Below are 11,504 nucleotides of genomic sequence, written 5' to 3' on the forward strand. Positions count from 1 at the left end.
CATGCGTGACTTCCGCTTCGCCGACGACACTCCGACCGCCTGGACCTACCATCGCGGCACCGCCCGCTGGCTGTTCAACGCGTCCGCCTCCGGGGAATCCCCGCCGGTGGTTCCCGGCCGGGAGGACGGTGGGCTGCCCTGGACGCCGCTGCCGGCGTCCGGGGGGCTCGAGATCGGACTGGACGAGGCGATCCGGGCGCGGCTGTCCTGCCGCCGCTTCCGGCCGGATCCGCTGCCGCTGCCGGTGCTGGGCACGTTGCTGGCCGCCGGCTACGGGGTGGAGCAGCGCAGCGGGCCGGTGATGCAGGATCGGCCGGTGCCCTCCGGGGGCGGGCTGTACCCGCTGGAGCTGAGCCTGCTGGTCCGGGCCGTCGACGGATTGGAACCCGGCGTCCACCACTACGTGCCGGCCGGGCACGGACTGGAACGGGTGCGCGCCGTCCGGCTGCCGGAGGCGTTCCTGGTCTACCTGTTCATGGGCCAGCCGTGGGTCGCCGAGGCCGCGCTGGTGGCGGTGATCAGCTTCGCCGGCGAACGCAGCCTGCCCAAGTACCGCGACCGCGGCTACCGCTACGCGCTGCTGGAGGCCGGCCACCTGATGCAGAACCTGAACCTGGCCGCCACCGCGCTGGGACTGGGTTGCGTGAACATCGGCGGCTTCTACGACGACGAGCTGGCCACCCTGGCCGGCATGGACATCGAGCGGGAGATCCCGCTGTACTGCAGCGCGATCGGCATCCCGGACGCCGCGGCGTCCGACCGGATGGGGATGCGGGCGCTGGAGCGCGGGGCGCCGTCCCGGTGACCGTCCAGAACCGTCCCCGACCAGCGAGAACCGTCCCCAACGGTTGGGGACGGTTCTCGAGCGGTTCGGTGCGGGGGTTACTCCGCGGGTGCCGGCTGGGCGGCCTTGTTGCCGGACGAGCGCCGACGACGGCGGCGCCGGGGCTTGTCACCGGCGGGATCGGAGGCGGCGTCCACGGTGCTGGGCTCGGTGGTCTCCGGCTGGACGGGCTTGTCGGTGGACCGCCGGCGGCGCTGGCGCCGGACCCGTCCGTCGCTGGTCTCCACCCGCTCGGCCTTGGGGCCGCGCTCCCGCGGCTCCCGGGGCTTGCGCGGCTCGGCCTCCTTGGGCGGCGCGATCCGGCCCTTGGTGCCGGGCTCGATGCCCAGGTCGGTGAACAGGTGGTGGGACGTCGAGTAGGTCTCCGCCGGATCGGGGAAGCCCAGGTCGAGGGTCTTGTTGATCACCTTCCAGCGGGTCAGGTCGGCCCAGTCGACCAGCGTCACCGCGACACCCTTTGCGCCGGCCCGGCCGGTGCGGCCGATCCGGTGCACGTAGGTCTTGTCGTCGTCGGGGCATTCGTAGTTGACCACGTGCGACACGCCGGTCACGTCGATGCCGCGGGCGGCTACGTCGGTGGCCACCAGGACGTCCACCTTGCCCTCATGGAAGCGCTTCAGCGACTTCTCGCGCAGCACCTGGTTCAGGTCGCCGTGCAGCGAGCCGACGCTGAACCCGCGGTCGGTGAGTTCGTCGCTGAGCCGCTGCGCGGAGCGCTTGGTGCGGGTGAAGATGATCGTCTTGGTGCAGTCGTCGGCCTGCAGCAGGCGTCCGATCACCTCGGGCTTGTCCAGGTCGTGCGCCTGGTAGACGAACTGATCGACCTCGGGGACGGTGACCGAGGCGTCCTGGGTCTCGGCGCGGACGTTGACCGGCTGGTTCAGGTACATCCGGGCCAGGCCGACCACGGCCGAGGGCATGGTGGCGCTGAACAGCATGGTCTGCCGGGTCGGCGGGGTCTTCGAGATCAGCCGCTCCACGTCGGGCAGGAAGCCCATGTCGAGCATCTCGTCGGCCTCGTCGAGCACCAGCACCTTGACCGCGGAGAGATCGAGCGACCGGCGGGTGACCAGGTCGAGCAGGCGTCCCGGGGTGCCGACGACGACATCGACGCCGCTGGTCAACGTGCCGACCTGGGTGTCGTAGCCGACGCCGCCGTAGACGGTCAGCACCCGCGCCTTGCGGACGGCGGAGGCGACCTCGAGATCGTCGGCGACCTGCAGCGCGAGCTCGCGGGTCGGGCACATCACCAGCGCCTGCGGCTTGCCCTTGGGGGAGTGCTCGGCGTAGCCCGGATCGGTCTTCACCACGATGCGCTGCAGCAGGCTGACCCCGAACGCCAGCGTCTTGCCGGTGCCGGTGCGGGCCTGGCCGATCATGTCGGTGCCGTTGACGGCGATCGGGATGGCGAGGGACTGGATCGGGAACGGATGCTCGATGCCGACGGCCTTCAGGGCCTCGACGATCTCCGGGATGACACCGAGGTCGGTGAAGGTGGTTTCGGCTGGCGCGGACTCCGGCGCCTCGGAAGCGTTGTCGCTCAGTGTTGTGGCCTTACGTGCACCGGCCGTCAGGCCGGAAGGATGACACCCACGCCGGCGGCGTCATCGGCCGCGCAGGCGGTGGGGACGCACTCGGGTGTGCGTTCGGCGGCCAGTCTAGCCCCACCGGCTGTGCAACGCCTCAGACCGCGCCGAAGCCCACCCGCCGGGCCGCTTCCTGGCCGAGTTCCAGGTAGGCGATCCGGGACGCCGGGATGAGCACCTTGCGCCCGCGATCGTCGGTCAGGGTGAGCACCGAGCCGTCGGCGACGGCCTTGCCGAACGCGGCCTCCACGTCGGCGGCGGAGTCCTCCGACTCCAGCACGATCTCGCGCGGGCCGTGAACGATGCCGACCTTGATCTCCATTGCTTCTCCTCAACCAGGCAACACAGGACTCTGCACAGACCCTAGCCGCGTCCCCGGCCCCGGCGGTCGGCGTCCGCTGCCAGCGCAAAGTTCGCCCGCGCGGGACGTCCGCGGGTCGACGTAGCCGCCCTCCTGGCAGCCAGCTGCCTGATTGGGAGGGCGGAGCAGGTCGCGGTTGGTAGGGTCGTTGCCGTGAGCATCCTGCAGCGGCTGCGGCTCCCGAGCTGGGGGCCGTATGTCGCCGTGGCGGCACTGGCCATGGCCGGGTTGCTGCCGCTGCTCGCGCGGCTGCCCAAGGTGGCGGTGGTGGCCTGCTTCGACGCCGGCCACCCGCTCTATACCCTGGTTCCCAGCAGCGGCGCCGTGCACTGTGTGACCGCCCCCGCGCCGGTGGTGAACTGGACGCTGATGGTGGCCGCCGCGCTGCTGGTGCACCTGGTGCTGGTGCCTGCCGCCCTGCTCGCCGCCGGCGTCCTGCTGGCCGGCGCACGCCGTCTGGTCGGCATCGGACGCGGCGTCCTGGCCGCGGCGCTGGCCTGGCTGGACGGGGTCACCGTGCCGGCCTGGCCGCAACCCGCACCGGCACCCGTCCCGGTGCTCGCCACCCGACCCGGCTGGAGCCGGGTCAATCCGCGCCGCGGACCGCCGACGCTTTCCTGAGTCCGGCCATCGGGCCCGTCCCAGGACGTGACCTGCCGGCCGGCTGAGTTCCCTGGCGCGCTGTGCCGCGCCTCCCGGCGACGATCCGTCGCCCTCTCCGATCGAACACTCAGCGGGGCCGGCCGTCCGGCCCGGATCAGGAACCAACCATGTCGAAGAAGAACACTCCGCCCGCCGGACGCGGCCAGGCCCGTGAGGCACTGCACCGCCGGCAGCAGCAGGAGGCCGCCGCCCGGAAGCGGACGCGGATCATCGTCCGAACCGCCTGGATCGCCGGCGTCACCGCGATCGCGGTGATCGTCGGGGTGATGGTCTGGGCGGTGGTCAACGCCAAGTCGAGCAGTTCCGCGGTGCCGCCGCCGACCGGTGCCGTGGTCGCCCCGGCGGGTGCCACCGCGGCCGGCGCCATTCGCTTCGGCAAGGACGACGCCGCCACCACCGTCACCGTCTACGCCGACTACATGTGCCCGTTCTGCGGGCGATTCGAACGCGCCAACGGTGAGGCGCTGCAGAGCCAGGTCGCGGCCGGCACGGTCAAGCTGGAGATCCACCCGATGGCCTTCCTGGACTCCCAGTCGTCCGGCAGCCAGTACTCCACCCGGGCCGCCAACGCCTTCGTGACCGTCGCCAACGCCGACCCCCAGGCCGCGCTCCGGTTCAACCAGCTGTTGTTCGCCAACCAGCCGGCCGAAGGCTCGCGCGGGCTGACCGACGACCAGCTGGCCACCCTGGCCGGCCAGGCCGGGGCGTCCGCCGAGGTGGTGGCGTCCTTCGCCCGGCAGACCTATGCGCCGTGGATCGGCCAACTCACCCAGCAGGCCTTCGATTCCGGCATCACCGGCACCCCGACGGTGCAGATCAACGGCGAGACCTTCACCGGCGACCTCTACACCGCCGGGCCGCTGGCGGACGCGATCCGGAAGGCCTCCGGTGCCTGACGTCGCGGTGGCGAACAGCGCCCACGGTGCGGCGTCCCCGGAGGCGCCGGGGACGTTGCACCGGCTGCGCCGGATCCGGCAGTCCAACGGCTGGATCTTCACCACCATGCTGATCTCGGCGCTGCTCAGCCTGACCGCGTCCTTCGTGCTCTCGGTGGACGCGATCGCGCTGGCCGCCGACCCGCAGGCGGCGCTGGCCTGCAACATCAACGCGGTGCTCAGCTGCGGGACGGTGGGGGCGTCCTGGCAGGCCAGCCTGTTCGGCTTCCCGAACGCCTTCCTCGGGCTGGTCGCCGAGCCGGTGGTGATCACCATCGCCGTGGCCAGCCTGGGCGGCGTCCGATTCCCGCGCTGGTTCATGTTCGCCGCCCAGCTGGTCTACACGCTCGGCCTGGTGTTCGCCTACTGGCTGTTCTTCCAGGCGTTCTTCGTGATCGGCGCGCTGTGCCCGTGGTGCCTGCTGGTGACGCTGTCGACCACGCTGGTGTTCACCTCGCTGACCCATGTGAACATCCGGGACGGCAACCTCTACCTGCCCGAACCGGCGAGCCGGGCCGCCCGCACCCTGATCGGCTACGACCTGGACCTGCTGCTGGTCACGCTCTGGCTGCTCGGCATCACCGCGATGGTGGTGGTCAAGTACGTCCCGCTGATGCTCTGAGGGCCTACCGGCTCACGCACGGGGACCGACCCGCCGACGCACGGAAGTTCGCCGTCCGACGGACTACGCCGCGACCGCGCCGTCCAGGACGTCGTCGGGCTCGTCGTTGTTCTTGTTGATGCCGAAGAACAGGGTCAGGGTGAAGGCCAGCGCGATGGCGACACCGGTGCCGATCAGCTGCATGGTGAAGCTGCCGTGGTCCAGGTAGGCGGGAAGCGCGAGCAGCGACGGCAGCACGAAGGTGCTGGACGCGGACCCGCCCCAGGCGGCGATCGCGCCGCCGGTGGCGCCACCGACCAGGCCGAAGTAGAACGGCAGTTTCATCGGCAGGAAGCCCCAGTGCAGACCGAACATCAAGAAGACCGGCCACAGGCCGCCCATGATCGCACCGGCCAGCCAGGGGGCCACGCCGAACGCCCACAGCACGCCGGTGGAGATGCCGGTCGAGGCCAGGTTGGTGATCGGGCCGACCACGATGAGGCCTCGGGCGCACTGGCTGGTGACTACGCCCGATCAGTACGTAGACTGACCGATGCCTCCCGCCGTGGGGGGCTGTCACCGGGTCGTCCCGCCGCGACCTTGGATCCGTCCCGAGGAGTCCTGTGAACGCTCGAGGTCCGTACGCGAAAGGGCTGAGGAAGCGGCAGGAGATTCTCCAGGTGGCCCTCGAAGTGGTCGCCGAAAAGGGTTTCCGCCACGCCTTCAACCAGGAGATCGCGCAACGCGTCGGCCTTACCCAGGCCGGTCTCATGCATCACTTCAGCTCCCGCGAAGAGCTCTACCTGGAAGTGCTGAAGAGTCGCGACGTCCACGACGAGGAGACGTTCTGGAAGCCCCGGCACGACTTCGCCAGCTATCTCGAGGTGATCCGGCACAACACCGAAGTGCCGGGGCTGGTGCAGTTGTACATCGAGTTCTCCGCCGAGGCGAGTATCGGCGCGCACCCGGCGCACGAGTACTTCCTGGAACGCTACGACTGGGCCCGCGGCATTCTCAGCGAAGCGATACGCAATGCGCAGGAAAGCGGAGAGTTCGGTCCGCACATCGATGTCGACGGTGCCGCTCGTTCGCTGGTGGCCGCCTCGGACGGCCTTCAGCAGCAATGGCTGCTCGATCCCACCATCGACATGGTCGCCCTGCTGCACGACCTGTGGGACGCCCTGGCGGTCAAGTCGCGCATCCCGGCGTAGTCGAAACCCCCTCGCCTCCCGCCCGGTTGGAGGCTTGCACGCGAAAACCTTAGCCTTTATGGTTTAGCCACCACGCAATCTCGCGCCACACCGTGGGTGGCGTCCCACCGACGAAGGAGTCGACCTCGCATGTCAGACGACCGCATCCCTGACGTCTCAGAACTCAGCTTGGAAGAGAAGGCGTCGCTGACCAGCGGCCTCAACTTCTGGCACACCACCGCGGTGGAGCGCGTCGGCGTCCCGTCCCTGATGCTGACCGACGGGCCGCACGGGCTGCGCAAGCAGACCGGCTCCGCCGACCATCTGGGACTGGCGGGCAGCGTCCCGGCCACCTGCTTCCCGCCGGCCGTCGGACTCGCGTCGAGCTTAGACCCGGAGCTGGCCGAGCGGGTGGGCGAGGCGCTGGGCACCGAGGCCGCCATCGAGAACGTCGCGGTGCTGCTCGGCCCCGGCATCAACATCAAGCGCTCCCCGCTCTGCGGCCGCAACTTCGAGTACATGTCCGAGGATCCGATCGTCTCTGGCGAGATGGGCCTCGGCCTGGTCAAGGGCATCCAGTCCAAGGGCGTCGGCTCCTCGCTGAAGCACTTCGCGGCCAACAACCAGGAGTCGGACCGGATGCGCTCGTCCAGCGACGTCGATCCCCGTCCGCTGCACGAGATCTACCTGCGCGCCTTCGAGCGGGTGGTCAAGGGCGGCCAGCCCTGGACGGTGATGACCTCCTACAACAAGATCAACGGCGTCTGGGCCTCGCAGGATCCGTGGCTGCTCACCGAGGTGCTGCGCGACGACTGGGGATTCGAGGGCCTGGTGGTCTCCGACTGGGGCGCCGTGGTGGACCGGATCGAGGGCGTCCGGGCCGGCATGGACCTGGAGATGCCGGGCTGTGACGGCCGCACCGACGCCGACATCGTCGAGGCGGCGCGCAGCGGCGCGCTCGACGAGGCCGCGCTGGACGCCGTGGTGCGGCGCAACCTGGACCTGGTGCGCAAGGCGCTCAGCCGCCCCGCGATCGACGGGCCGCTGGACGCCGCCGCCCACCACGCGCTGGCGCGCGAGGTCGCCGCGCGCTGCATCGTCCTGCTCAAGAACGACGGCGTGCTCCCACTGCGGCGTGACGCCAAGCTCGCCGTGATCGGCGAGTTCGCCGAGAAGCCGCGCTACCAGGGCGCGGGCTCCTCGCAGATCGTTCCCACCAAGCTGGACGTCGCGCTCGACGAGATCCGCGCGCTCGCCGACGGCGCGGTGAGCTACGCGCCGGGCTTCGCCATCGACGGCAGCGGCGACGCCGCCGAGCTGCGGGCCCAGGCGGTCGCGGCGGCCGCGGACGCCGAGGTCGCGGTGCTGTTCCTCGGCGTGCCGGCCGCGGAGGAGTCCGAAGGCTTCGACCGCACCCACATCGACCTGCCGGCGGTGCAGCTGGAGCTGCTGGACGCGGTGCTGGCGGTCAACCCGAACGTGGTCGTGGTGCTGTCCAACGGCGGCGTCGTCGACCTGCCGTTCGTGGACAAGGTGCCCGCGCTGCTGGAGGGCTGGCTGCTCGGCCAGGCCGGCGGCGGCGCCACCGCGGACATCCTGTTCGGTGTCGCCAACCCGTCCGCGCGCCTCGCCGAGACGATCCCGCTGCGCCTGGAGGACAACCCGTCCTACGGGAACTTCCCCGGCGACCAGGGCCGGGTGCGCTACGGCGAGGGCCTGCTGGTCGGCTACCGCTGGTACGACGAGCGCAAGCTCGACGTCCGCTTCCCGTTCGGCCACGGCCTGTCCTACACCACGTTCGAGTACGGGGACGCCGCGGCGCGGGTCACCGAGAGCGGGGACGTACTGGTCACGGTCCCGGTCACCAACACCGGTGCGGTCGCCGGCCGCGAGGTGGTTCAGGCCTACGTCTCGCTCCCCGGGTCGGCGGTGCAGCGCGCGCCGCGCGAGCTGAAGGGGTTCCGTTCGGTGCTCGTCGAAGCCGGGCAGACGGTGGACGTCGAGGTGCTGCTGCGTCACGAGGACCTGGCCTACTGGGACCTCCGGGTGGACCGGTGGGTGGTGGAGCCGGGCCGCTACACGGTGGAGGTGGGGGCGTCCAGCCGCGACCTGCGGTCGCAGACCGCCTTCGAGTTGGCGGGTGAGGTGGTGCGGACGCCCATCACGCTGAACTCCACCTTCGGCGAACTGATGGACGACCCGATTGTCGGCGAGGAGACGCGCGCCCTGGTCAGCGAGGGGGTCGGCGGAGACGCCGGTGCGCTGGTGCTGGTCACGGACCTGCCTGTGGGGCGCCTGGACGGCTTCCCGCTGCCGCGGTCGGTCTCGGTCGGGCTGGTGGAGAAGGCCCAGCGAGGCTGACCGACACACGTTCCGCACCTCACCGCCTGTCCCCGGTGAGGTGCGGAACTGTTCCTGGTCCACTGCTGCCTGATGGATCGTGCCGCCCGGCACGATCGGCTGAGCTCAGCCGTTGAAGGCCTGCTTCTCGTCGTCGGTGGCGGCCCGGATCACGATCCGGGTCCAGGCGCCCAGGTAGATCCGCTGGTCGGGCGCGAATTCCACGCGGCCGCGTCCGATCGGGTCGGTGGGCAGCGGTCCGGCCGAGGGCCCGACGAAGGTGCCGTTGGCCGACTCCAGATCCTCGATCCACCAGCGGCTGCCGTCGGTGGTCACCTGGGCGTGCCGGCGGCTCACCCCGGTGTCCAGGTCGCAGTCGATGTCGGGATGGATGTTGCGGCTGACCGACGTCCGGCCGATCAGCGCCGAACTGGCCCGCAGCGGGATCACGTCCGGCAGGCCGGGCGAGGGCAGCGCGTCGCTGGAGCCCTGGGTGGCGTACCAGTCGGGGTCGATCCAGATCTCGGCCACCCATTCCACCGCCGTCGGCCGTGGCTGCAGCGGACGCCGGGACGGGGGAGTCGGTGCGGGTGCCGCCGGCGGGATTTCCATGGGGGCCGCCGGTGGGGCCGCCACCGGAGCCGGCGGCGGGACGTCCAGGGGAGCGGGCAGCGGTTCCGGTGCCGCGGTCTGCAGTGCGGGCTGCTCGGACGTCTCGTCCGGTGACGGGGGCGCGTCCGGCGTTTCGGTGGTCGCGGGCTGGGCGGGGGCTGCGGCGTCCCCGCTCGGCGTTCCCCACGCGGACGCCCCGGAACTCCCGCCCCAGGTCGAGGGCAGCGATGCCGCCGGAGCGGCGGTGCGCGGCATGGTGCCGGTGGTGAAGTCGTAGCCGCAGGCCTCGCAGAACAGGGCGTCCGGGGCGTTGTCGGTGCCGCAGTGCGGGCACAGCGCGCCGGCCAGCGGCACCACCGGCGCGGTCGGCACCGACACCGCATCCGCGGTGACCGGCAGGCCGCAGGTGTCGCAGTAGTCCTGCGACGTGGAGGTGTGTCCCGCCGGACAGATAGCCATCTCAGCCCCTGATTCGCGTGGTCTTGGTGGACGCCGTGTCGAGCGCCATCTCGTCGGCCTTGGCCACCCCGCGCTTGAGCCGCACGGTGCCGGTCTCGGCGTTCTCGATGTCGACCACCTTGCGCAGCTTCGCGGTGGCCTCGGCGTTGCCGGTCTCGGCGGCCAGCTGCGCGGCCCGGCCCAGCTTGGTGGTCGCCGTCCGTTCGTCGCCGGACGCCTTCGCCTGCAGGCCCTCCTGGATGGCCTGGGCGAGTTCGGTCTGCCCGGTGTAGTGCGCCACCTCGGGATTGATCTGCGCGGTCAGGTTGGTGTCCGAAGACCACTTCGCCTTGACCAGGCCCTGGGTGAGCACCTCGGCGCCCACCGCCAGCTGCACCCGGGCCGCCAGCTGCTCCTGGCCCACCGACTTGGCCGGCAGCCGGATCTGGATGTGGTAATCGCGCTCCTCGTCGCCCCACGACCCGGTCGGGTAGGCCTGGGTGAGCGGGTTCACCGGCACTCCCCGGGTGGTCAGGTCTTCGACGGTGGGGGAGACCTGCCGGATGAACAGCACCTGCGCGCCCTGCGGAATCCACACCCGCAGATCGGCCTGCGCCACCCCGCGCGCCATCGAGGTCTGCATCAGGTCGGCGAACGCCTGCCCCAGCGCCGACGGGTTCGGGATGATGTCCACCGACCCGAGCAGCGCCTGGGCGATCTTGCGGATCTCGGCGACCTTCCAGTCCACCCCGACGCCGCGGCAGTCGACCTGGAATTGGCCCAGGCAGTTACGGATCGCGAGATCGAGCTGCTGCTGGGTCTCGTTGTGGTTCTCGCCGTCGGTGAGCAGGATGGCGTGCTTCTGGGCCAGGTGCCCGATCGAGTCGAACAGCGCCTTCGCCAGGTTCAGCCAGTTGCCCATCACGGTGCCGCCGTCGGCCCGGAAGAAGCTGATCGCGCGGCGCGCCTCGGCGCGGGTGCGGGCGTCCATCCGCACCATGCCGGCCCCGGACTGCACCATCGGGTAGGCCAGATAGGCCTTGTGGTTGCCGGCCACCACGGCGAAGTAGGTGCCGTCGAGAATGTGGTCCAGGGCCACCATCGCGGCCTGCTTGGCCGCGGCCATGTTGACGTCGCCCATCGAGCCGGAGGTGTCGACGATGATGATCTCGCCGGCGTCCCCGCTGCCGGTCTTGCCGGCCGCACCCGCGCCGCTGCAGGCGACGGTGACGATCGCGTTGACGTCGGTGCCGCCGTCGGGCAGGAACTCGTTCTGGTACACCGCGGAGGTGAACAGGGCCATCTCAGTCCTTCTCTGACTCGTCCGAAGATGCTTGTGGCGTACCGTTCAGGTTAGCGTCCGGCCGCGCCAGCGCCACGGTCACATTGTCCTTGCCGCCCTGCGCGTTGGCCCATTTGACCAGTTCGGCCGCGACCTTCACCGGCTCGTCGGACGCCTCGGACGCCGCCCGCAGTCGGCGCGCCAGCGCGGCCGGTTCGGAGGCGTAATTCCACAGCCCGTCGGAACAGACCAGCAGCCAGCCGCCCAAGGTCAGCGGATACACCCCGGTGTCGGGGGTGGGGTTCTCCGAATCGCGTCCCAGCCAGCGGGTGATGGCATGCGCCTGCCGGCTGCTTTCCGCCTCGGCGCGCGGCAGGCCGGCGCGGATCAGCTCCTCGGCGACCGAATGATCGGTGCTGAGCTGGACGCCGGTGCCGTCGCCGAGCAGGTAGACCCGGGAGTCGCCCAGGCTCGCCCAGTGCACCCGGTCGCCGTCCAGCACCGCCGCCGCGAACGTGCAGGAGGCCGCATTGCGGGTGTCGGACGCGGTGTGCTCGATCACCGCCCGCTGTGCGGCGGCGGCCGCCTCGATCAGGGCCTCGGCGAACGGCTGCTCCCCGGGCTCGGCGGACCCGGGCGCGCCCGGCCCGCC

12 protein-coding genes are annotated in these 11,504 nt (G+C 71.1%); 6 read left to right on the forward strand and 6 right to left on the reverse strand.

Features of this window, described 5'->3' with window-relative positions; all coding sequences use genetic code 11:
• Nucleotide 1: 1 nt before the first annotated feature.
• Nucleotides 2-805: a SagB/ThcOx family dehydrogenase gene (locus tag QM582_RS02065; protein ID WP_415081301.1), complete on the forward strand. Its 804-nt coding sequence runs from the start codon at nt 2-4 to the stop codon at nt 803-805.
• A 77-nt stretch (nt 806-882) separates the two neighbouring features.
• Here the strand turns inward: QM582_RS02065 and QM582_RS02070 are convergent, their stop codons facing one another.
• Together QM582_RS02070 and QM582_RS02075 are read right to left on the reverse strand one after the other, a co-directional pair.
• Nucleotides 883-2,418 carry a DEAD/DEAH box helicase gene (locus tag QM582_RS02070; protein WP_415081319.1) on the reverse strand — a complete coding sequence of 512 codons (1,536 nt, stop codon included), beginning with the start codon at nt 2,416-2,418 and terminating at the stop codon, nt 883-885.
• 109 nt (nt 2,419-2,527) lie between these two features.
• Nucleotides 2,528-2,752, reverse strand: a complete 225-nt coding sequence (locus QM582_RS02075; protein ID WP_415081303.1) for a DUF3107 domain-containing protein — start codon at nt 2,750-2,752, stop codon at nt 2,528-2,530.
• 192 nt (nt 2,753-2,944) lie between these two features.
• On the opposite strand from QM582_RS02075, the gene QM582_RS02080 reads away from it, so the two are divergent.
• From QM582_RS02080 to QM582_RS02090, 3 genes are all read left to right on the forward strand, one after another.
• Nucleotides 2,945-3,412, forward strand: a complete 468-nt coding sequence (locus tag QM582_RS02080) for a hypothetical protein (protein ID WP_415081304.1) — start codon at nt 2,945-2,947, stop codon at nt 3,410-3,412.
• A gap of 149 nt (nt 3,413-3,561) precedes the next feature.
• A complete protein-coding gene (locus QM582_RS02085) occupies nt 3,562-4,350 on the forward strand; it encodes a DsbA family protein (RefSeq protein ID WP_415081306.1) in 789 nt (262 codons plus the stop codon).
• The gene (locus tag QM582_RS02090) at nt 4,343-5,011 is read left to right on the forward strand and encodes a vitamin K epoxide reductase family protein (protein WP_415081307.1); all 669 of its coding nucleotides are present in this window, start codon (nt 4,343-4,345) and stop codon (nt 5,009-5,011) included. Before QM582_RS02085 ends, QM582_RS02090 begins: the two co-directional genes overlap by 8 nt.
• Nucleotides 5,012-5,074: 63 nt before the next feature.
• Here QM582_RS02090 and QM582_RS02095 read toward each other — a convergent pair whose 3' ends face one another.
• Nucleotides 5,075-5,485 (reverse strand): hypothetical protein, encoded by a 411-nt coding sequence (locus QM582_RS02095; RefSeq protein WP_415081309.1) that lies wholly within the window; start codon nt 5,483-5,485, stop codon nt 5,075-5,077.
• Nucleotides 5,486-5,670: 185 nt separating this feature from the next.
• On the opposite strand from QM582_RS02095, the gene QM582_RS02100 reads away from it, so the two are divergent.
• Together QM582_RS02100 and QM582_RS02105 are read left to right on the forward strand one after the other, a co-directional pair.
• On the forward strand, nt 5,671-6,201 hold the full coding sequence (locus QM582_RS02100) for a TetR/AcrR family transcriptional regulator (RefSeq protein ID WP_415081310.1): 531 nt from the start codon (nt 5,671-5,673) through the stop codon (nt 6,199-6,201).
• Between the two features lie 129 nt (nt 6,202-6,330).
• Nucleotides 6,331-8,541: a glycoside hydrolase family 3 C-terminal domain-containing protein gene (locus QM582_RS02105; RefSeq protein ID WP_415081312.1), complete on the forward strand. Its 2,211-nt coding sequence runs from the start codon at nt 6,331-6,333 to the stop codon at nt 8,539-8,541.
• A 105-nt stretch (nt 8,542-8,646) separates the two neighbouring features.
• On the opposite strand, the gene QM582_RS02110 is transcribed toward QM582_RS02105, so the two are convergent.
• From QM582_RS02110 to QM582_RS02120, 3 genes are all read right to left on the reverse strand, one after another.
• Complete coding sequence (locus tag QM582_RS02110) at nt 8,647-9,591, reverse strand: FHA domain-containing protein (RefSeq protein ID WP_415081313.1); 945 nt, start codon at nt 9,589-9,591, stop codon at nt 8,647-8,649.
• Nucleotide 9,592: 1 nt separating this feature from the next.
• The gene (locus QM582_RS02115) at nt 9,593-10,873 is read right to left on the reverse strand and encodes a VWA domain-containing protein (protein ID WP_415081315.1); all 1,281 of its coding nucleotides are present in this window, start codon (nt 10,871-10,873) and stop codon (nt 9,593-9,595) included.
• A gap of 1 nt (nt 10,874) precedes the next feature.
• The coding region (locus QM582_RS02120) for a PP2C family protein-serine/threonine phosphatase (RefSeq protein WP_415081316.1) at nt 10,875-11,504 on the reverse strand (630 nt) is incomplete at its 5' end.

This window comes from Micropruina sp. (genome assembly GCF_047607385.1).
GTDB lineage: Bacteria > Actinomycetota > Actinomycetes > Propionibacteriales > Propionibacteriaceae > Micropruina.

What these genes read in the sequence shown, in the direction of transcription:
- QM582_RS02065 (WP_415081301.1), top strand. Translation starts at nt 2, where the DNA reads ATGCGTGACTTCCGCTTCGCCGACGACACTCCGACCGCCTGGACCTAC.
- QM582_RS02075 (WP_415081303.1), bottom strand. Translation starts at nt 2,752, where the DNA reads ATGGAGATCAAGGTCGGCATCGTTCACGGCCCGCGCGAGATCGTGCTG.
- QM582_RS02085 (WP_415081306.1), top strand. Translation starts at nt 3,562, where the DNA reads ATGTCGAAGAAGAACACTCCGCCCGCCGGACGCGGCCAGGCCCGTGAG.
- QM582_RS02105 (WP_415081312.1), top strand. Translation starts at nt 6,331, where the DNA reads ATGTCAGACGACCGCATCCCTGACGTCTCAGAACTCAGCTTGGAAGAG.
- QM582_RS02110 (WP_415081313.1), bottom strand. Translation starts at nt 9,591, where the DNA reads ATGGCTATCTGTCCGGCGGGACACACCTCCACGTCGCAGGACTACTGC.
- QM582_RS02115 (WP_415081315.1), bottom strand. Translation starts at nt 10,873, where the DNA reads ATGGCCCTGTTCACCTCCGCGGTGTACCAGAACGAGTTCCTGCCCGAC.